This window comes from Lactobacillus sp. PV012, from assembly GCF_014522325.1.
Taxonomy (GTDB): domain Bacteria; phylum Bacillota; class Bacilli; order Lactobacillales; family Lactobacillaceae; genus Lactobacillus.
The window spans coordinates 480,832-500,967 of record NZ_CP041983.1; the positions used below are offsets into that span (position 1 = coordinate 480,832).

Sequence of the window (20,136 nt, forward strand, 5' to 3'; positions counted from 1 at the left end):
AAAAGGTGAGCAAAGAAGATGAGATTAAGAAATAAGCCGTGGGCACAAAAATTAGTTGCAGAACATCCAGAAGCAATTTTAAATGAACCAAGTTTAGAAGAAAAAATTAACTGGGAAGAAAGATTTGAAGATTTTTCTAAGCCATTAGCCATTGAAATTGGATCTGGAAAGGGTCAGTTTATCACTACTCTTGCCAAACAACATCCTGAAATGAATTTTATTGGGATTGAATTACAAACAACAGCTGCAGGGATGATCCTTCGTAAAAAGTTAGAAGAAAAGATTGATAATTTACAATTAATATGTGCTGATGCCGCTAATTTAGCAATCTATCTCCCAAAAAATAGTGCAGATATTATTTATTTGAATTTCTCAGATCCTTGGCCAAAAACTCGCCATGAGAAACGTCGTTTGACTTATAAAAGCTTTTTGAACAAATATAAAGAAGTCTTAAAACCAGAAGGACATTTAGAATTTAAGACAGATAATCGTGGATTATTTGAATATAGCTTAGAAAGTTTAAACAATTATGGCATGAAGTTTGAACATGTTAGTGTAGATTTACATCATGATGACGATGAAATTGCGCAGAGAAATGTTGAAACAGAATATGAACATAAATTTGCGCAAAAGGGTAATCCAATCTATTGTTTGCACGCTAAATTCTAAGTTTGCCTGGGAACTTTTATGAAAGACTAGCATTTTATAAGAAAAATAAGTACAATGTGAGTATAACTTATAAAAAGTAAGAAAGAGGGTAAAAACAATGGAAGAAATTAAAGAATTGACTAATGAAAAATTAAAAGAAATTACTGCTCATGGCCGTGTGGTATTACTGTTTTCAGCAACTTGGTGCCCAGATTGCCGCTTTTTAGATCCATTTTTACCACAAATTGAAAAAGATTATCCAGAAGCAACTTTTTACAAAATTGACCGAGATGGTTCAATAGATGTTGCCAAAGAATTAAATATCTTTGGAATTCCTAGCTTTGTTGTCTACCAAGATGGGCAAGAAATTGGTAGACTAGTAAATAAGGACAGAAAGACTAAAGAAGAAGTAGAAAACTTCCTCAATTCTCTTAACTAGTCTCAGAAAGGAAAGTTTACTAGAATGATAATTTCTACCAATAAAACAAGTTATCCAGATACTTTAATTGTAATTACTGGTCCAGATAAGGGTCGTAGTCAATTTGATGAAACAGAAAATGTGACTCGTGTTAAGGATGAAAATGGAAATGTAGTAGGATTCAATTTCTTCAATATTTCTAATTTTTTGGACGCAGATGCACTTCCAAATGGTGAAGTTAAACCAACTCAAGAATTAGTTGATACCTTAAATGCAGAAATTAAAAAAGCTGGTTTTGATGATACTTTGGAAATTGGTGAACCAACTTTAGTGTATGGCTATGTAAAAACTTGTGAGCCACATCCTGATTCTGATCACTTACATGTAACAACTGTTGATGTTGGTGAAAATGAATATCAAATTGTTTGTGGAGCACCTAATATTAAACAAGGACAAACTGTAGTTGTGGCATTACCAGGCACTTTGATGCCTAATGGGCAACAAATTTGGCCAGGTGCTTTACGTGGTATTGATTCATATGGGATGATTTGCTCTGCTCGTGAATTAGGATTACCACATGCACCTCAAAAGCGTGGGATCATGGTAGTTCCAGATACTTTTAAACCTGGAGATGAATTTGAACCAACTAAGGCAGATGAGTTACTTGCCAGTGGCCAAATTACATTAGATTAAGCAATTAGTAGGTTAATCGAAAAAGAGTCGTAGATTACGGCTCTTTTTTTGCACAAAAATGATAAAATGAGAATTAAAGAATATTGATAAATATTATGGAGAATCGATCTATGTTAGATAAGAAAAAACAAATTTGGTTTATTGGAATTAAAGGAACAGGAATGGCTGCTTTGGCATTGATATTGAAAGATCTAGGCTATAATGTGGCTGGTTCTGATATTGAAAAGTATACTTTTACTCAAGTTCCTCTTGAAAAAGCAGGAATTGAAGTTAAAGATTTTGATCCTAAAAATATTAAAGAAGGACAAATTATTGTAAAAGGTAATGCCTTTAAAGAAGATAATCCTGAAGTGGCAGCTTGTGTCGAAAAGGATATTCAATGGCAAAGTTATCCAGATACTGTAGAGGAAATTGTACAAAGTTATACAAGTATCGGAGTAGCAGGAACACATGGTAAAACTTCTACAACTAGTTTATTAGCTCATGTTTTAGGACAAGTAGCCCCAACTTCTTATCTGATTGGGGATGGTCGTGGTAAAGGTGTAGCCGATTCTCGCTTTTTCGCTTATGAAGCTGATGAATATCGCCGTCACTTTTTAGCATATCATCCTGATTACCAAATTATGACTAATATTGATTTTGATCACCCAGATTACTTCAAAGATCAGGCAGATTATACTTCTGCTTTTCAAACTGCAGCTGAGCAAACTAAAAAGGGTCTATTTGTGTGGGGGGATGACCCAAGACTTCAATCTTTAAACACTGCAATTCCTAAATATACATATGGGTTTAAAGATAGTGATGATTTTCAAGCAACTAATATTGAAAAAACAACCAACGGTTCAAGTTTTAATGTGATTGCCGATGGTAAAGATTTAGGACGATTTGAAATTCCGCTATTTGGTGATCATAGTATTTTAAATGCGACTGCGGTTATTGCGGTAGCTTATACTGAAAAGGTACCAATGGAGATCGTTCAAAAAGCTCTGCCAACTTTTAAGGGAGCAAAAAGACGTTTTTCTGAAAAAGATTTTGGCAATATTGCTGTAATTGATGACTACGCCCACCATCCAACTGAAATGCGAGCAACAATCCAAGCTGCTCGCCAAAAATTCCCTGATAAGGAATTGGTAGTTGTTTTCCAACCTCATACTTATTCTAGAACTAAGAAGTATCAAAAAGATTTTGAAGAAATTTTACGTGATGTAGATAAAGCTTATATTACCCCAATCTATGCTTCAGCACGTGAAAATAGTGGGGATATTTCAAGTGAGGATCTTACAAAAAATATTCCTGGTTCAGAAGTAATTGATTTAGCAAATATTAGTGATTTGACTAAACATCAAAATGCAGCTGTTGTCTTTATGGGTGCTGGTGATATTCCAAAATATGAAGATGCTTATGAAAAATTACTGGTGAAATAGAGGTAGATGGCAATGAAACTATTAGTAACAACAACTGAGAATATTCCAGGAAAAGAGTATGAAATTATTGGGGAAGTTTTTGGGGTTACTACTCAATCAAGAAATGCAATTTCTGATTTTGGTGCAGGACTTAAAAATTTAGTTGGTGGCGAAATTAAAGGGTACACCAAAATGCTTCAGACTTCTCGCAATAAAGCACTTAAACGTTTACGTAAGGCTGCCGAAGATTTAGATGCAGATGCGGTAGTAATGATGAGATTTGATTCTGGTTCAATTGGTGGCGATATGCAGTCAGTGGTTGCTTACGGAACAGCAGTAAAGTTTATAAATTAGAATAATTCGAAAGTAAAAGCACGATAAAATTCCTTAGGAAAGTTATCGTGCTTTATTTTAAGAATCTTGCCGGGTATCAGAAATTTGAATTTCTCTTAGATTAACACTTTGTGGCATTTCATACGCAAATTTAACTGTTCTTGCAATATCTTCTGGAGTAATTTTACCTACACCAGTTTCTTCTAACCAGGCATTATAGTTGTCTTTGATTTTATCACTGGTAGTATGACTCAATAATTCTGTATTAACAGCACCAGGAGCAATCCGCATTACTCTCACATTATAAGGAGCTAATTCTTCGCGAGCTGTTTCTGATAAGCCTTCAATACCAAATTTTGTGGCACAGTATACAGCGTGATTTACAAACGTTTTTACTCCAGCTAATGATGAAAAATTAACAATAGTTCCATGTTGGCGTTTCTTCATTTCATTCATTACTGCTTGCATCCCGTTAAGCGTCCCCATAACATTAACATCAAGCATATTTTGCCATTCTTGACTATCTTGAGTTTCAATGTTGCCTAGTAGCATAATCCCAGCATTATTAATTAATAAATCCGCTGGACCATATTTTTCTTCTGCTTCTTTAATAGCTTGTTGAAAGGCTTCTTTATCACGAACATCTACTTTTTTACATAGTGCATTGGGTAAATTCATTTGTTCTAATAATTCGACTCTGCGAGCAATTAATAATAATGGATAGCCAGCCTTACTGAATTCTTTAGCCATAGCTTTTCCAAATCCTGAACTAGCACCAGTAATTACAACTAAATTTTTCATTTCAATTCTTCTTTCTTTGTATTAATATTGATAATTATCATCTTACCCCCTAGAGTAAACTCTAAGGCAAGAAGAAAAGAGGATTTTTATGAATTATTCAATCAAAGAATGTAGCCAAAAAACTAATCTTAGCTCTTATACACTTCGTTATTATGAAAAAGAAGGATTGATCACAAATATTGAAAGAGATCATTTAGGCCAGCGCAGTTACAATGACCAAGATATTGAGCTTATCAAATCGATTGATTGTCTAAAAAAAGCTGGCATGAGTATTAAAAAGATAAAGTCATATATGAAAATCTTTCAAACTGATAACAATGAAGAAGCACGGATCAAATTATTTAAACAACAAAAAGAAATTTTAAAGAAAAAAATGGAAGAACTACAAGAAGAAATGTGGTGGGCCGACTATAAAATTTGGTACTATCAAAATTTAGGCAAACTCGTTTCTAAAAGTGATCCGCTTCATTGTGAAAAAATGGAAAAGTTTTATCGGCGTCAAGAGAAAAAACGTGAACAATAGAAGTAATTGTTCACGTTAAACCTATTTGAATAAATTATTGAGTGCATTTTGAATTTGTGGAAGATAATATTGAATACTATTAATATCAACCACACCAGATTTTGCTAGAGCAATCGCAGCAATACTTCCACCAAATAAGAGAGTACTTTTCTTCATATAAAAAACCTCACAATTAATTTTAGTATGTATTTTAGCATGATTATATTTGAAAGAATATTAAGAATATAGAAAAAATGTTATAATTTTTGGGTCAATAAAAAAGAAGTGAGGTAATTTGGTGGAAAGCTGGCTATTTTTATTAATTATTCTAGTAATTGCAGTTTTAGGAAAGAATATGTCTCTAATTATCGGAACTATGGTGGTAATGATTTTAAAATTGTTGCCTTTTGCGACTAAATGGTTACCAATTATAGAGGCAAAAGGAATAAATTGGGGAGTTACCGTAATTTCAGTGGCAATTTTAGTGCCAATTGCTACTGGTAAAATTGGTTTTAATGATTTGTATAAAGCTTTCAAAACTCCTGCTGGTTGGATTGCAGTTGCTATGGGAATTGCGGTGGCTATTTTATCACGTTATGGTGTAGATCAACTTTCAGCTGTTCCGCAAGTAACAGTGGCTTTAGTATTAGGAACGATTATTGGAGTAGTAGCTTTTAAGGGAATAGCAGCTGGTCCAGTAATTGCCAGTGGGATGACCTATTTAATTGTTTCATTGTTTCATTTGCACTTCTAATAGTATAATCGAATAGTATTGGTGTAATTTTAAGGAGGAAAGTATGGAACAAAAACCATATTATGAACAATCATATCAAGAACCAGGAAAACCAAGAGTACCAAATTCTGGTTTTGGCCAAATTTTTAAAGAATTTTTTACTAAGCCATTTACTTGGAATGCGCGCGATACAAGGAAGACTTTTTGGCTAAGTTACGTTATTTATTGTGTTTGTAGTTTGATTTTAGGTATATTGTCTGTAGTCTCATTTATTCCAAGTGAAACTAGAGTAAATGCTCATGTAATTGAATTAAATGGTACTAATGCAATTACTAATATTTTGATATTTATTATAGGGTTAGCTTGGATTTATCTCTCTTTATGTTTAATCGGAACCAGTGTAAGAAGATTGCATGATAGTGATCATACTGGTTGGTGGTGGTGGATCCAACTTGTGCCATTCGGTTGGCTAGTTTGGTTATACTTTATGGTAGTGCCAACTGTCGAAGAACCTGTACGTTGGGGAAGCTACTTATCAATTAAAGAATAAAGAAGTACTGAGGAAGTTCAGTACTTTTTCTTTTGCTTTTAGATTAAAAAATAAATAATAAATTATAAAAAAGTCCTTTTATTTTTACTACTAATCGTTTAATATTAAGGATATAATTTTAATATCTTTGCCGAGAGCAAACTGGGAGGTAGTGGAAATGAATGTTTGGCAGAGAATGACACACAAACAAGATCCTAAAGTTTATGCGGATAAGGATAAAAAGTTGGTCCCATCATTAAGGACAATTGATCTATTAGCATTGGGAATTGGAATTGTAGTAGGAACAGGAATTTTTACTTTACCTGGTATTGTAGCTGCTAATCATGCTGGTCCTGCTGTTACAATTTCATTTATTTTAGGAGCAATTGGTGCTGGAATGGCAGCCTTAGCTTATGCAGAAATGTCTTCTGTTTTACCCTTTGCAGGATCTGCCTTTTCGTGGATTAACGTCTTATTTGGAGAATTCTTAGGATGGATATGTGGTTGGGCTTTGCTTGCTGAATATTTTGTAGCAGTAGCATTTGTTGCTTCTGGTTGGTCAGCTTATATGCAAGGATTGCTTGCTCAGGTACATTTACAATTACCTGATTATTTAGCAAAAGCAACAGATTTTAAAGGCCATGGTGGAGTAGATATTTTAACAGTACTAATTATTGTTTTATGTGGTTTCTTAATCTCTAAAGGTCTAAAAAATGTTAGTCGGGTAGAAAATACTTTAGTGGTTTTGAAAGTATTAGTAATTTTACTTTTTATTGCCGTGGGAATGACTGCTATTCATTTTGAAAACTATGTACCATTTATTCCGCCACATAAAGCTGGTACTAACTTTGGTGGTTGGCAAGGAATTTTAGCTGGTACCTCTCAACTTTTCTTAGTATATATTGGGTTTGATGCAATTTCTGCTAACACAGCTGAAACGAAGAATCCCGAAAAAACAATGCCACGTGGGATTTTAGGAACTTTAGCGATTGGAACCACACTTTTGTAGTTGTTTCCTTAGTCTTAGTTGGAATGTTTAACTATAAGGTTTACGCTGGTAATGCAGAACCAGCAGCTTTTGCCTTAAGAAAAGCAGGCCATGCATTTAGTGCAAATGTTTTGTCCTTGGTAGCAATTTTTGGAATGTTAACTGGATTAATCGGGATGCAAATGGCATCTTCGAGATTAATTTATGCCTTCGGTAGAGATGGCTTTTTACCAAGTGGATTAAGTAAATTGGATAAACATCATAATCCAAGCCGTGCCCTTTGGTTAGTAACTGTTGCAGGTGCTATTGTTGGAGGAGTGTTACCATTTACTTTCTTATCAAATCTTGTATCTGCAGGAACTTTAATTGCCTTTATCATGGTGTCGCTTGGTATTTATCGTTTACGTGCCCGTGAAGGGGTGAACCTACCTAATCCAAGCTTCAAAATGCCACTTTATCCAGTTTTACCAGCACTTTCTGCAATTGTATCAGGAATTATTTTCTGGGAACTTAGTGTAGATGCAAAATGGATGATGGTAATTTGGCTCATTATAGGAATTATTTTTTACTTTGTTTATGGAATTCGTCATGTAAAACAAAATGAGCCTATGTAATAATTAATATGTGAAAAACTGTTAAAATAATCATGTAGATTATGTTAACAGTTTTTTATTTTAAGCAAAAAAGGAAAAAACTTATGTCTGATAAAAAATTACTTTTAATAGATGGAAATTCTTTAGCTTTTAGAGCCTTTTATGCACTTCCTGTTGATAGTTTTACTAATGCTTCAGGATTACATACTAATGCGATTTATGCGTTTAAAAATATGCTTGATGTCTTCTTACAAGATTTTGATCCATCAAATGTCTTAGTAGCTTTTGATGCTGGGAAAATTACTTTTAGAAATAAATTGTATGATGACTATAAGGGAGGACGTCCAAAAACTCCCAGTGAATTTTCTGAACAACTTCCTGTTATTCGAGAATTACTAACGGATATGGGAATTAAAAGCTATGAATTACCTAATTATGAAGCTGATGATATTATTGGAACCATGGCTAAAAGGGGTGAAAAAGATGACTTTGATGTAACAGTTGTTACAGGTGATCGAGATTTAACGCAACTTGCTTCTGATAAAACAACAGTAATGATTACTAAGAATGGGGCTGGAAAATTAGAAGCATTTACTCCAGAACATATGAAAGAAGTCAATGGGGTAACCCCAACGGAATTTATTGATATGAAAGCTCTCATGGGAGATAGTTCTGATAATTATCCAGGTGTTGAAAAGATTGGTCCCAAGACAGCGTCGCAATTAATTCAGAAATATGGTAGTGTAGAAAATCTATATGAACATATTGATGAAATGAAAAAGTCCAAACGCAAAGAAAACTTAATTCGTGATAAAGATAAAGCAATCTTAGGTAAAAAGTTAGCCACAATTGATTGTAATGCACCTGTTGAAGTTACAATTGCGGATACTAAGCGTGAGCCAGTAGATTATGATAAACTACGCCAACTATATGAAAAACTAAACTTCCGTAAATTCTTAGCACAGCTCAACTCTGGAGAAGGAGATGGCAGTGAAATGAAAATTGATGAGGATTATCAATATACTGAATTAACTCAAGACAATCTTTCTGAATTAAAAGATTTCTCTAGCAAGGAAATTACGTTTTATTTAGCAATGCTAGGGGAAAACTATCATTTAGCACCTTTTGAAGGATTTGCCTTAAAAGTAGCCGATAAAATCTATGTTTCAAAAGATCCTGCTTTATTAGAAGAAACGATTTTAAAAAATATTTTAGAAAATCAAGAAATCAAAAAGAATGTTTTTGATATTAAGAGAACCATCGTAGGTCTACATCGAATGGGGATTGAAGCTAAGGGACTAGATTATGATATGCTTTTAGCTTCTTATTTGGTGAATAATGAAAATAATTCTGATGATTTAGGTGAAATTGCCCATTTATATGATGATTTCACCGTTAAAACTGATTTAGAAGTTTATGGAAAAGGTAAAAAAGCCGCAATTCCAGAAGATAAAATTTTCTTTAACCACTTAGCTGCTAAAGTGACAGTAATTGATAAATTAAAGCAGCCACTACTTGAAAAATTAAAAGAACATGAACAAGATGATCTGTATGAAACAATTGAAATTCCAGTAGCTTTTGTTTTGGCAAAAATGGAAATTACAGGTATTAAAGTAGAAGCGTCTACATTAACGCAAATTGGAAATGAGTTGGCCATTAAGTTAAAAGAACTTGAAGAAAAAATTTACCAACAAGCAGGTGAGAAGTTTAATATTAATTCACCTAAGCAGTTAGGAGAAATTTTATTTGAAAAATTACATTTACCTCCAATAAAAAAGACTAAAACAGGATATTCAACTTCAGTGGAAGTTTTGGAACAATTGAAGTTGCAAAGTCCAATTGTTTCAGAAATTTTAGATTATCGACAATTGAATAAAATTCAGTCCACTTATATTAAAGGCCTGTTAGAATGTATTCAGCCTGATGGTCGAATTCATACGCGTTACCTTCAAACTCTAACTGCTACTGGACGTTTATCATCAGTAGATCCAAATTTACAAAATATTCCTACACGTACTGAAGAGGGAAAGCAAATTAGAAAAGCTTTTGTTCCAAGTACTCCTGATGGTTATATTTTTTCATGTGACTATTCACAAGTAGAGCTACGAGTTTTAGCCCACATTTCTGGTGATGAACATATGCTTGAAGCCTTTAAATCTGGTTATGACATTCACGCTCACACTGCAATGAAGATTTTTGGCTTAAATTCTCCTGATGAAGTAACACCGTTAATGCGTCGTCATGCCAAAGCAGTAAACTTTGGGATAGTTTATGGAATTTCAGATTATGGTTTATCAAAGAGCTTAGGTATTGGGCGCAAGCAAGCTAAAGATTTCATTGAAAATTATTTGAAACAATATCCTCAAGTTAAAGAGTACATGGAAAAGGCAGTGGAGATTGCTCGTCAAAAGGGATATGCGGAAACAATTATGCACCGTCGTCGTTACTTGCCAAATATCAATGCAAAGAACTTTAATTTACGCTCTTTTGCTGAAAGAACAGCTATTAACTCACCAATTCAAGGATCAGCAGCTGATATTATTAAAATTGCAATGATTAATATGCAAAAGAAACTTGACGAATTGAAGTTAAAGACTAAGATGGTTTTACAAGTACATGATGAATTAATTTTTGATGTTCCTAAAGAAGAATTAGACACTATTAAGAAAGTTGTTCCTGAAGTTATGGAATCTGCTGTTCACTTAGATGTGCCTTTGATTGCAGATTCTAGTTGGGGTCATAACTGGTATGAAGCAAAATAAGATTAAAGAGGTGGTTTGATGCCAGAAATGCCAGAGGTTGAAACGGTTAGAAGAACTCTAGATCCACTAATGCGTAATAAAACTATAAAACAAGTTATAGTATGGTATCCGAAAATTGTTACAGGGGATGTAGAGACTTTTAAGAAAACACTCCAGGGTAAAAAAATCATCAAAGTAGATCGTTATGGAAAGTATCTCTTAATTCGCTTAAGTGATGATATGACTTTAGTTTCTCATTTGCGAATGGAAGGTAAATATCATGTTACAGCTCCTGATGCAGCTAAGAATAAACATGAACACGTTGAATTTTTATTCAATGATGGAACTGCAATTCGCTATCAAGATGTGCGAAAATTTGGACGGATGCAGTTAGTAATAACAGGGACTGAGCGTCAAACTACAGGAATTAAAAATTTAGGTCCAGAGCCTAATACATCAGAATTTACAGTTGATTATTTTGCTAAACAACTAGCTCGTAAAAAGAAAAACATAAAGAATGCTTTGTTAGATCAAAGTATTGTAGCAGGGCTAGGTAATATTTATGTGGATGAAGTTTTGTGGCGCAGTCAAATTCATCCCTTAAGTAAAAGTAGTGCTATTACACAAGCAAAAGTAAGAAAGTTGCATGATAATATCAACGAAATTATTGCCTTAGCAATTGAAAAAAGAGGCACTACTGTTCATACCTTTTTAGATGCAGATGGCAAAGTCGGTGAGTTTCAAAAATTGCTGCAAGTTTATGGCAGAGCTGGCAAAAAATGCACTAGGTGTGGCACTACATTAAAAAAGATTAAGGTAAATGGAAGAGGAACTACATATTGTCCTCATTGTCAGGTAGAATACAAATGACATACTTTTTAGGATTGACTGGTGGAATTGCAACAGGGAAAAGCACTGTAGACAAACTTTTTCGAGCAAAGAAAATTCCAATAATTGATGCAGATAAAATTGCCCATCAATTGATGTTGCCAAATGAAAAAAATTACAACGAAATAGTCAAGAATTTTGGGAATAAAGTTTTAGCTTCAGATTTGACAATTGACCGAAAAAAGTTGGGCGAAATTGTTTTTAGTGATAAAATAAAACTCACGCTTTTAAATGATATTTCTCATCCTAATATTATTACTGAAATAAAAAATCAAATGGCTCAACTTGAAAAAAGGGAAGAACCGCTTGTTGTGTTAGACATTCCTTTGCTTTTTGAAGAAAAATTGGAATATTTATGTGATGGTGTTTTATTGATTTCGGCTCCTAAACAGCTTCAACTTCAACGGTTAATGGCACGTAATAATTTGTCTCAAAGCCAAGCTAATCAACGAATTATTAGTCAAATGCCGCTAGTTGAGAAAAAGAAGTTGGCCGATTATGTGATTGAAAATGATCAAGATCTGGGTGTGCTAAAAGATAAAGTGATAGCTATCTTAAAATATTTAGGAAGGTAGATAAGATGGAGTGCCCAAATTGTCATCAAAATGCTTCTCGAGTGATTGATTCTCGCCCGAGTGATGAAAATCGTGTTATTCGTAGAAGAAGAGAATGTGAAAAATGTGGCTATCGGTTTACCACATTTGAACGAATTGAACATGTTCCTTTGTTAGTAGTTAAAAATAATGCTACAAGGGAGCCTTTTAACCGTGATAAAATATTACATGGAGTTATTATGGCGGCACAAAAGCGTCCCGTCTCAATCGAACAGCTAAATAATTTGGTAGATAAAGTAGAAAATGATGTTCGTAAGCAAGGAATTGGTGAAATTTCTTCTAAAAAAATTGGTGAGTTCGTAATGAATTATTTAGCAGATCTTGATGATGTGGCTTATATTCGCTTTGCTAGTATTTATCGTCAATTTAAAGATGTTTCTGGGTTCATGGAAGCAATGGAAGACATGATATCAAAACATGAGAAGGAGAGTTAGTGAATGTTTGCTAGCACAAATCCTAAGCAACCTTTTTATGTTGCTAATCAAGTGGAAGTAAGTGCTACAAGTCAGAAAGTACTTACATATCTTTATCAACCACTTATTGGTGCATTAGGGGTGGGATTATATTTAACATTAGTTAATGAATATGACTCAGTTCCTTTTAATAGTGACTATCGTACTTTATATCAATTGCAAGAACAGACCAATAGTAATTTAAAGAATCTCTTCGACAGTTTGCATTATTTAGAGGCAACCGGTCTGGTAAAAACTTTTGTTGGTAACAATCCAGCTTTAGGGGATGTAATAATTTTCAGGCTTCAACCAATCCCAACGGCTGCTGAATTTTTTAAGACATTTTTATTATCAAGTTTGCTTTTAGAAAGAGTCGGAGAGGTAGCTTATGAGAGATTGGTAAAGGAGTTTACTCCACGAAGATTCATGGGATTAAAAAATGCTCATGAGGTTACTAGTGCATTTTTTGATGTCTTTAGGCTAAATGAACAAGCAGCTATTAACCCTCCTGAACAAGTAACTCAAGCTGTAAAAAAAGTAGAAGCAGGCAACAAGCGAGTACTAAAGGTTGGGAAAACAGATATCAGGATTGATTGGGAGTATCTAAGAATGCAGCTAGAAGCCTATCATGTTGATGGTGGAGAAGTTGTTAATAAACGTCGTGATATCAGTCAGATTATTCAGTTTTATCAACTTTCTGAAATTGAATTTGCTCAATTAGCTGTTAAAACTCTTAGTCCTGGTGAAGATAAATTAGATATTAAAGCCATTCAAAAATTAGCAAATAGTGAGTACGGTACTAGTCGCACTAGAAATTCAGTGCGAAGACAAATTAAAAGTCAAGAAGAAGATTATGTGTTACCAACTGCCTTAAATAAAACCGATAAAGAAATTTTGTTAGAAGTAGAAAACAAGGCTACTGTAGCTTATCTATATGATCTCAAGAGTCGGTTAGGAGGGATGGTTACTGGAGATGAAAAGAGAGTAACCTTTGTTTTGCGAGATAAGTATGGTTTCACTGATCCATTAATTAATTTAATTGTTTATGCTTGCTTAAGCGAGTACCCAACTTTATCAATGAAATATGCAGAAACAACAGCTAATGATTGGTTACGTGAAAAAACACTTACTCCTGTTAAAGCATTAGCAAGAATTCGAGAAAGACAAAAAGGTAAGCAACGGCGACCTTACTTTTATAATAAGAAAAAGTCCACTACTTCTGATGGAGTCGATTGGGATAAAAAGGCGCAGCAGCAAGCACAAGAAAAAACGCAGCACACTAAAATGTCTCATGAAGAAATGGATGAGATTTTTAATAATTTTGAAAAGAAAGAATGAGTTACACAATGGAAGATATCAGTAGTCTCATAAAAAAAGCAATGTTTAATTTAAAGCCAGAAGCAAAGTTTCGCCCAGATTATCAAACTGCTTTAGAAAATGAAGAGGTGAAAAAATTTTTGGCAACGCATCAAGCTGAAATTACTCCTGAGATTATTGATAATTCTTTGGATAATTTATATCTTTTCACCCAACAATTAAAATCAAATCGCATCCAGAAAATTTTACAAGGTTATGAACCGCATTTGGTTTTAAATGATAATTTAATTGAAATAACGTATGCACCTGGAAAGGTAATGCAAACTGAACTTGCACTTAATAAAGCACAAAAAAGAATTCAATTAATTGACCTACCTGAAAAACTTAAAAATGTGACTTTAAGTGAACTTGATAAAGCGCCTGGACGTGAAGAAGCCTTAGTCAAAATTGCGACTTTTTTGAAGCAATATCAAACAAACTCTCACGCACGTGGCCTTTATCTAGAAGGAAGTTTTGGTGTAGGTAAGACTTACTTATTAGCAGGTCTAGCAAATGTATTAGCCCAAAATGGGACACAAGTTATTTTTTTACATACACCATCCTTTATTGCCTCACTTCCAACTTTTGTTAAAAAAAATACTTTAGCCGCAGAAGTAGATAAAATTACTCAAGCACCAGTAGTGATTTTTGATGATATTGGTGCTGAAAGTTTAAGTGAGTGGTCACGTGATGATATTTTAGGAGTAATTTTTCAAAAAAGAATGGATAATGAACTTCCAACTTTCTTTACTTCCAACTTAGATTTGGCAGGTTTGGAAAAACATTTTAGTGAGACTAAGAATAGTGTAGACGAATTAAAAGCTAAAAGAATTATGCAAAGGATACGCTTTCTAAGTGAAGAAGTATTAGTAAAAGGAGAAAATCGTCGAGTATAAGAAATTTATACTTGCATCTAATAAAAGAGCTAGTATAATAAAAAGCAAGTGAAGACATGATTAACTTTGCCTCAGAGACAGGAATCTAGTTCTGAAAATTCCTGAATAAAGTTAACCCCAACTTCTAATACTCAAATTATTAATATTGGTTAGACTGCCATTATCAGTCAATGAGGAACTAGTATAGTAGCTAGTTTAAATTTGGGTGGAACCACGTAATTAACGTCCCGGTGCTTATTTGCACTGGGATTTTTTATTTGGAGGTAAAAATATGAGTTTTGTAGTTACTTTGCCAGATGGCTCAAAGAAAGATTTTGATAAAGCAATCAGTGTAAAAGAATTAGCTTCAAGTATTGCAACATCATTAGGAAAAGCTGCAGTTGGAGCAAAAATCAATGGTGTCATGAGACCATTAGATTATGTTGTAGATAAAGATGTTGAAGCAGCCATTATCACCGATAAGGATGAAGAAGGATTAGATATTTTAAGAGCAACTACTGCATTTTTATTAGAAGCAGTTGCTAAGCGTGAATATCCTGATTTACGTTTAGGGATGCATGAAGCTGACGAAGGTGGATTCTTTGTTGATACTGATAAAGAAGATCAAATTAAGGTTAGTGAGCTCCCTAAGCTTGAAAAATTAATGGCTAAGGCAATTAAAAATGGTGAAAAGATTGAATTCACTAAGATGAAGAAGTCTGAATTACAAGAGATCTTCAAAGATGATGCTTATAAACTTGAATTATTAAAAGATCAACCTGATGAAGTTGAAGTTTATAAATTAGGAGATTTTGTAGACTTTGGTTTTGAAGCTCTTCTTCCTAATACAGGAAAAATTAAGAACAACTTCAAATTATTATCAGTAGCTGGTGCTTACTGGTTAGGTAAGTCATCTAATCCAATGCTTCAAAGAATTTTTGGGACTGCCTTCTTTAAGAAGAGTGCTTTAGAAGAAGATCTTAAGCGTCGTCAAGAAATCAAAGAAAGAGATCACCGTACTATTGGACGTGATTTAGATTTATTCTTTGTTGATCCGAAGGTTGGTGCTGGGCTTCCTTACTGGATGCCTAATGGTGCCACTATTCGTCGTACTATTGAACGCTACATCGTTGATAAAGAAGTAGCGGATGGTTACCAACATGTTTACACTCCAGTTTTAATGAATGTGGATGCTTACAAGACTTCCGGACACTGGGCACACTATCGTGATGATATGTTCCCACCAATGGATATGGGTGATGGCGAAATGCTTGAATTACGTCCAATGAACTGCCCATCACACATTCAAATTTACAAGCACCACTTACGTTCATACCGTGAATTGCCAATTCGAATTGCTGAATTAGGTATGATGCACAGATATGAAAAATCTGGAGCTTTATCAGGGCTTCAACGTGTACGTGAAATGACCTTAAATGATGGCCACACATTTGTCTCCTTAGATCAAATACGTGAAGAATTTGCTAAAGTATTGAAGTTAATTATGGATGTTTACAAGGACTTTGATATCACTGATTACTACTTCAGATTATCTTATAGAGATCCTAAAAATACTGATAAGTATTACGCAAATGATGAAATGTGGGAAACTGCACAAAGCATGCTTAAGGCAGCCATGGATGACCTTGGCTTAGATTATGTTGAAGCTGAAGGTGAAGCAGCCTTTTATGGTCCTAAGCTTGATATTCAAACTAAGACTGCTTTGGGTAATGACGAAACAATGTCAACTATTCAATTAGACTTCATGCTTCCTGAAAAATTTGGCTTGACTTACACTGGTAAAGATGGAGAAGAACACCGTCCAGTGATGATTCACCGTGGTATTGTTGGTACGATGGAAAGATTCATTGCTTACTTAACTGAAATTTACAAGGGTGCTTTCCCAACTTGGCTTGCTCCAGTTCAAGTAAAAATTATTCCAGTTAACTTAGATGCTCATGGTGATTACGCAATGAAAGTTAAAGAAGAACTTACAAAGCGTGGCTTTAGAGTTGACGTAGACATGAGAAATGAAAAGATGGGTTACAAGATTCGTGAATCACAAACTCAAAAAGTTCCTTATACTTTAGTATTGGGTGACGAAGAAATGAATAACAATGCTGTTAATGTTCGTCGCTACGGAACAGAAGAACAAATTAATAAGAGTATGGATGAATTCATTAATGAAATTGATTCAGATGTAAAATCTTACTCACGTAAAAACTAGAAAAAATGCTCCAAGAAATTGGGGCATTTTTTCTATACATTTGTTATTTAATTACTTGAAAAAAATCCTAATTTTTGTGTTTAAAAATGTAATCTGAAAGTGCCATTTTACTTGAATTTAATGGTAATTGTAAGTAAAATTGGTATATAAATGTAAATTGGGGAAACTAGTTTCTCAATAAATAATTCGATTAATACTTTAAAAAGTTGTTTTTTTATTTTTTTATAAAAATTATATTATGAGCTAAAGGTAAGGGGTTATAAAGTTGATCTATTTTATTAATTTTGGAATGCCAAGTCATAAATCTGGGATTGAGCATGCTGAATTAAAACGCTTAAATTTATTTAAGAACCACCATCAACCTGCAAAAATCATTGCACGTGATTGGAATCGTGAATTACACAAGACTGCTAATGCATCTGGTGTAGATGACGATAGCTTATTAGGAATGTTTGACTACTTTCAAGATGCAGAACATGTACCAGCTAAAAAGGTAACTGTTGAAGATTTAGATTTTGGACTTGAAAATACAGAACGTGTTGATGAACCTGACAAAAATCGCTACTTGGTAACTAGTGAACAAGGAAAATTAGTCGCACGTGTAAACTATGATCCTAACGAAGATAAACAAGTAGTTTCGACAGAATTGTTTGATGAATACGGTAATTTATATCGTGTAGATCACTATGATAGTCGTGGCTTTAGATCATTAATTCAATGGTACACACCAGATAATCACGTTGGTAACGAAGAATGGTTAACGCCAGATGGTAAAACAATGATTCGTACTTTTAATAAGTTTGATATTCATCATAAGTTAGTGAAAACTGGTTGGTGGCTTCAAGAAAAGAATGGTGAAATTCATACTTTTGATACTATTGATGAATTATTTGAACATTTCTTAAATAGAATTAATGAAAAGGGCAATAACATCTTTGTTTTGGACCGTTCACTTTTAGCAGACGGAGCTTTAACTCGCTTGAAGAAACCAGCTTATACTGTAATGCACTTGCATAACTCTCAAGCTGGTGATGCTCAAGATCCACTGCACTCAATTGTAAATAACAACTATGAATATGCTTTGGCAAACTTAGATGAATATTCAGCTGTTGTTTCTGCCACTCAACGTCAAACAGATGACGTGATTGAACGCTTTAAGCCAAAAGCTAAAATGTACACAATCCCTGTAGGTATTGTTGATAATGAAACTTTAAATGCAGATCACATTAGTGAAGATGAAAGAACCTTTGGTAAAGTGATTGCAGTAGCGCGTATTGCTTATGAAAAGCGTCTTGATGACTTAGTGCGTGCAATTAAGTTAGTTCATGACGAAATTCCAGAAGTAACTTTAGATTTATATGGTTATGCAGACTCTTCTAACAATTACGGTGAAAAACGTAAGATTGAAAAATTAATTAAAGAATTAAACTTAGAAGATGTAGTAACTTTCAAAGGTTATACTACTAATATTCCAGAAATTGAAAATAAAGCACAAGTATTTGGTTTGACTTCACGTATGGAAGGATTTAACTTAGCAATCATGGAAGCCATTTCTCATGGTGTTGTGGGTGTAACTTATGATGTAAACTACGGACCAAATGATATCGTCCAAGATCAAAAGAATGGTTATATTGTTGATTTTGGTGATTACAAAGCTTTAGCAGATCGTATGATTAAGATCTTTAAAGATAAGAAATTAATGCAACAATTAAGTGATGGTGCTTACGAATCTAGTGAACGTTATTCTGATGCTAATGTTTGGAAAGCATGGAAAGAATTAATTGATGATGCAAAAGAAACTTTGAAAGATGAGGTAAGATAATTGAAATATCTTGTAGGGGAAAATGTTTTTACTTTTAATTCAGGTACTGAATTTTCACAATTTCAAAGATTAGAAGCATTTAAAAATAATAATGAAGATGCTGTTTTATTGTTACGTAACTACAATAGAATGCTTAGCAATGAATTAAAAAAACATGGCTTAAGACAAAAAGATGTCATTAACATGTATGACTATTTCCAAGGAACAGTTCATACAAGACGTAAGGAACAATCATTACGTTTACTTGATAGTATTCCGCTAAAGGATTACCACATTGTTGGTGTAGATAATAACCATTCAAATATTGAATACAAGGGTAAAAAGATTGCTGATATTCGGGTGATGCCAGGAACTGTTGGCCTAATTGGTAATATTGAATACTATGATTCACTAGGTCAAGCTGCAGTTAAGGAATACTGGGATTGGCGTGGCTTTAAGTCAATGGTAGAAACTTATCATCCAGATGGTTCAATTGCCATGCAACAATATCTTAATTTAGATGGTAAGCCAGTTTTAGAAGTAAGTCATATGTATATTGGTAAGCAAGTTTTACCAACTATGTGGAAGCTTTTGGATTACAAGGGCCATGATTTCCAATTTAGAACTGAAAATCAATTATTTACTTTCTTCTTAAATGAAATCAATAATGCTAACCCTGGTACTTTCATTTCAGATCGTCGTACTTTAGACAGTTCTGTATTAAATGTAGAAAATGCAGAAGGTAAAATTGCATATCTTCACAGTGTGCCATTTGCTGACTATCGTCGTCCACAACAAGGAATTATGGATGTTTACAATAAAGCAGTAAATGGTGAAGACGGAAAAGAATTTGATGTAGTAGTTTTACCAACTCAAGATCAAACTGATGAAGTGAAAAAACTTGCTACTTCTAAGAGTAAAATTGCTGCTGCTCCAGATAGTTATGTTAAAAAAGCAGCTCGTCCTAAGAAGTTAGGTAAGGAAATCAATGTGGTTTACGTTGGACGGTTAGCTGATGATAAGAATACTTTAGATGTGATTCGTGCCTTCAAGCATATTCATGATAAAGTACCAGCAGCTCGTTTGAAACTTCAAGGTTATTATTCAGGTAGTGACTATCAACAAAAAGTTGAAGATTTAATTAATAAATTAGAAATTAAAGATGTAGTTGAAGTTTTACCATATGAGCCAAAAGAAAAGATTGTTAAGGATGCAACAATTTTCTTGAATGCTAGTCTTAGCGAAGGCTTTGGAATGAACATGCTGGAAAGTCTTGGTTATTCAGTTCCAGTTGTTACTTATGCAGCTGCATACACTAAGGATAATTTAGTAGAAGATGGAGTTAATGGTTATGCCGTTACTACAACTACACCTACTAAATTAGCTCAAAAAGCAGTAGATGTTTTGCAAGATGAAGATTTGTACAAGCGTTTGTCTCAAGGAGCAAGTGAAACTGCTAAGAAGTATAGTGAAGAAGCATTTATTAACAGTTGGAAGCAGATTTTAGATTAGTTTTGTAGCTTATAGGGAGTTGAAAAGAA

General features: G+C 33.8%; 19 protein-coding genes and 1 pseudogene. 18 read left to right on the forward strand and 2 right to left on the reverse strand.

Annotated elements, in window-relative coordinates; genetic code table 11:
* The first annotated feature begins 18 nt into the window (after positions 1 to 18).
* The 5 genes from trmB (at position 19) to FP433_RS02500 (ending at position 3,516) form a co-directional block, all read left to right on the forward strand.
* Positions 19 to 669 (forward strand): tRNA (guanosine(46)-N7)-methyltransferase TrmB, encoded by a 651-nt coding sequence (trmB, locus tag FP433_RS02480; protein WP_265486993.1) that lies wholly within the window; start codon positions 19 to 21, stop codon positions 667 to 669.
* Positions 670 to 766: 97 nt separating this feature from the next.
* Positions 767 to 1,087 carry a thioredoxin family protein gene (locus FP433_RS02485; RefSeq protein WP_265483273.1) on the forward strand — a complete coding sequence of 107 codons (321 nt, stop codon included), beginning with the start codon at positions 767 to 769 and terminating at the stop codon, positions 1,085 to 1,087.
* A 24-nt stretch (positions 1,088 to 1,111) separates the two neighbouring features.
* Entirely contained in the window at positions 1,112 to 1,759 is a 648-nt protein-coding gene (gene ytpR, locus FP433_RS02490; RefSeq protein ID WP_265483271.1) for a YtpR family tRNA-binding protein, read from the forward strand.
* Positions 1,760 to 1,869: 110 nt separating this feature from the next.
* Positions 1,870 to 3,183 carry a UDP-N-acetylmuramate--L-alanine ligase gene (murC, locus tag FP433_RS02495; protein ID WP_265486995.1) on the forward strand — a complete coding sequence of 438 codons (1,314 nt, stop codon included), beginning with the start codon at positions 1,870 to 1,872 and terminating at the stop codon, positions 3,181 to 3,183.
* Positions 3,184 to 3,189: 6 nt separating this feature from the next.
* On the forward strand, positions 3,190 to 3,516 hold the full coding sequence (locus FP433_RS02500; protein ID WP_265486997.1) for a heavy metal-binding domain-containing protein: 327 nt from the start codon (positions 3,190 to 3,192) through the stop codon (positions 3,514 to 3,516).
* A 57-nt stretch (positions 3,517 to 3,573) separates the two neighbouring features.
* On the opposite strand, the gene FP433_RS02505 is transcribed toward FP433_RS02500, so the two are convergent.
* The gene (locus FP433_RS02505) at positions 3,574 to 4,296 is read right to left on the reverse strand and encodes an SDR family oxidoreductase (RefSeq protein ID WP_265486999.1); all 723 of its coding nucleotides are present in this window, start codon (positions 4,294 to 4,296) and stop codon (positions 3,574 to 3,576) included.
* An 88-nt stretch (positions 4,297 to 4,384) separates the two neighbouring features.
* Between FP433_RS02505 and FP433_RS02510 the strand changes: the two genes are divergently transcribed.
* The gene (locus FP433_RS02510; RefSeq protein ID WP_265483266.1) at positions 4,385 to 4,819 is read left to right on the forward strand and encodes a MerR family transcriptional regulator; all 435 of its coding nucleotides are present in this window, start codon (positions 4,385 to 4,387) and stop codon (positions 4,817 to 4,819) included.
* A gap of 21 nt (positions 4,820 to 4,840) precedes the next feature.
* Here FP433_RS02510 and FP433_RS02515 read toward each other — a convergent pair whose 3' ends face one another.
* Complete coding sequence (locus FP433_RS02515) at positions 4,841 to 4,975, reverse strand: hypothetical protein (RefSeq protein WP_265483265.1); 135 nt, start codon at positions 4,973 to 4,975, stop codon at positions 4,841 to 4,843.
* A gap of 121 nt (positions 4,976 to 5,096) precedes the next feature.
* On the opposite strand from FP433_RS02515, the gene FP433_RS02520 reads away from it, so the two are divergent.
* From FP433_RS02520 to FP433_RS02575, 12 genes and pseudogenes are all read left to right on the forward strand, one after another.
* On the forward strand, positions 5,097 to 5,552 hold the full coding sequence (locus FP433_RS02520) for a DUF441 domain-containing protein (RefSeq protein WP_265487001.1): 456 nt from the start codon (positions 5,097 to 5,099) through the stop codon (positions 5,550 to 5,552).
* A gap of 43 nt (positions 5,553 to 5,595) precedes the next feature.
* A complete protein-coding gene (locus tag FP433_RS02525; protein WP_265483261.1) occupies positions 5,596 to 6,081 on the forward strand; it encodes a DUF805 domain-containing protein in 486 nt (161 codons plus the stop codon).
* A 157-nt stretch (positions 6,082 to 6,238) separates the two neighbouring features.
* A pseudogene (locus FP433_RS02530) lies at positions 6,239 to 7,662 on the forward strand (APC family permease).
* Positions 7,663 to 7,745: 83 nt separating this feature from the next.
* Positions 7,746 to 10,403 carry a DNA polymerase I gene (polA, locus tag FP433_RS02535; protein WP_265487003.1) on the forward strand — a complete coding sequence of 886 codons (2,658 nt, stop codon included), beginning with the start codon at positions 7,746 to 7,748 and terminating at the stop codon, positions 10,401 to 10,403.
* Between the two features lie 18 nt (positions 10,404 to 10,421).
* The gene (gene mutM, locus FP433_RS02540; RefSeq protein WP_265483257.1) at positions 10,422 to 11,252 is read left to right on the forward strand and encodes a DNA-formamidopyrimidine glycosylase; all 831 of its coding nucleotides are present in this window, start codon (positions 10,422 to 10,424) and stop codon (positions 11,250 to 11,252) included.
* On the forward strand, positions 11,249 to 11,845 hold the full coding sequence (coaE, locus tag FP433_RS02545) for a dephospho-CoA kinase (RefSeq protein ID WP_265487004.1): 597 nt from the start codon (positions 11,249 to 11,251) through the stop codon (positions 11,843 to 11,845). Before mutM ends, coaE begins: the two co-directional genes overlap by 4 nt.
* A 5-nt stretch (positions 11,846 to 11,850) precedes the next feature.
* Entirely contained in the window at positions 11,851 to 12,318 is a 468-nt protein-coding gene (gene nrdR, locus FP433_RS02550; RefSeq protein WP_265483253.1) for a transcriptional regulator NrdR, read from the forward strand.
* 3 nt (positions 12,319 to 12,321) lie between these two features.
* Positions 12,322 to 13,674, forward strand: coding sequence for a DnaD domain protein (locus tag FP433_RS02555; protein WP_265487006.1), 1,353 nt, complete (start codon positions 12,322 to 12,324; stop codon positions 13,672 to 13,674).
* An 8-nt stretch (positions 13,675 to 13,682) separates the two neighbouring features.
* A complete protein-coding gene (dnaI, locus tag FP433_RS02560; RefSeq protein ID WP_265483250.1) occupies positions 13,683 to 14,588 on the forward strand; it encodes a primosomal protein DnaI in 906 nt (301 codons plus the stop codon).
* A gap of 271 nt (positions 14,589 to 14,859) precedes the next feature.
* Entirely contained in the window at positions 14,860 to 16,794 is a 1,935-nt protein-coding gene (gene thrS / locus FP433_RS02565; protein WP_265483249.1) for a threonine--tRNA ligase, read from the forward strand.
* Between the two features lie 265 nt (positions 16,795 to 17,059).
* Complete coding sequence (locus FP433_RS02570) at positions 17,060 to 18,616, forward strand: glycosyltransferase family 4 protein (protein ID WP_265487007.1); 1,557 nt, start codon at positions 17,060 to 17,062, stop codon at positions 18,614 to 18,616.
* Entirely contained in the window at positions 18,617 to 20,107 is a 1,491-nt protein-coding gene (locus tag FP433_RS02575; RefSeq protein WP_265487009.1) for a glycosyltransferase, read from the forward strand. It begins immediately after the preceding gene.
* The last annotated feature ends 29 nt before the right edge of the window (positions 20,108 to 20,136 follow it).

What these genes read in the sequence shown, in the direction of transcription:
- trmB (WP_265486993.1), top strand. Translation starts at nt 19, where the DNA reads ATGAGATTAAGAAATAAGCCGTGGGCACAAAAATTAGTTGCAGAACAT.
- FP433_RS02485 (WP_265483273.1), top strand. Translation starts at nt 767, where the DNA reads ATGGAAGAAATTAAAGAATTGACTAATGAAAAATTAAAAGAAATTACT.
- ytpR (WP_265483271.1), top strand. Translation starts at nt 1,112, where the DNA reads ATGATAATTTCTACCAATAAAACAAGTTATCCAGATACTTTAATTGTA.
- murC (WP_265486995.1), top strand. Translation starts at nt 1,870, where the DNA reads ATGTTAGATAAGAAAAAACAAATTTGGTTTATTGGAATTAAAGGAACA.
- FP433_RS02500 (WP_265486997.1), top strand. Translation starts at nt 3,190, where the DNA reads ATGGCAATGAAACTATTAGTAACAACAACTGAGAATATTCCAGGAAAA.
- FP433_RS02505 (WP_265486999.1), bottom strand. Translation starts at nt 4,296, where the DNA reads ATGAAAAATTTAGTTGTAATTACTGGTGCTAGTTCAGGATTTGGAAAA.
- FP433_RS02510 (WP_265483266.1), top strand. Translation starts at nt 4,385, where the DNA reads ATGAATTATTCAATCAAAGAATGTAGCCAAAAAACTAATCTTAGCTCT.
- FP433_RS02515 (WP_265483265.1), bottom strand. Translation starts at nt 4,975, where the DNA reads ATGAAGAAAAGTACTCTCTTATTTGGTGGAAGTATTGCTGCGATTGCT.
- FP433_RS02525 (WP_265483261.1), top strand. Translation starts at nt 5,596, where the DNA reads ATGGAACAAAAACCATATTATGAACAATCATATCAAGAACCAGGAAAA.
- polA (WP_265487003.1), top strand. Translation starts at nt 7,746, where the DNA reads ATGTCTGATAAAAAATTACTTTTAATAGATGGAAATTCTTTAGCTTTT.
- mutM (WP_265483257.1), top strand. Translation starts at nt 10,422, where the DNA reads ATGCCAGAAATGCCAGAGGTTGAAACGGTTAGAAGAACTCTAGATCCA.
- coaE (WP_265487004.1), top strand. Translation starts at nt 11,249, where the DNA reads ATGACATACTTTTTAGGATTGACTGGTGGAATTGCAACAGGGAAAAGC.
- nrdR (WP_265483253.1), top strand. Translation starts at nt 11,851, where the DNA reads ATGGAGTGCCCAAATTGTCATCAAAATGCTTCTCGAGTGATTGATTCT.
- FP433_RS02555 (WP_265487006.1), top strand. Translation starts at nt 12,322, where the DNA reads ATGTTTGCTAGCACAAATCCTAAGCAACCTTTTTATGTTGCTAATCAA.
- dnaI (WP_265483250.1), top strand. Translation starts at nt 13,683, where the DNA reads ATGGAAGATATCAGTAGTCTCATAAAAAAAGCAATGTTTAATTTAAAG.
- thrS (WP_265483249.1), top strand. Translation starts at nt 14,860, where the DNA reads ATGAGTTTTGTAGTTACTTTGCCAGATGGCTCAAAGAAAGATTTTGAT.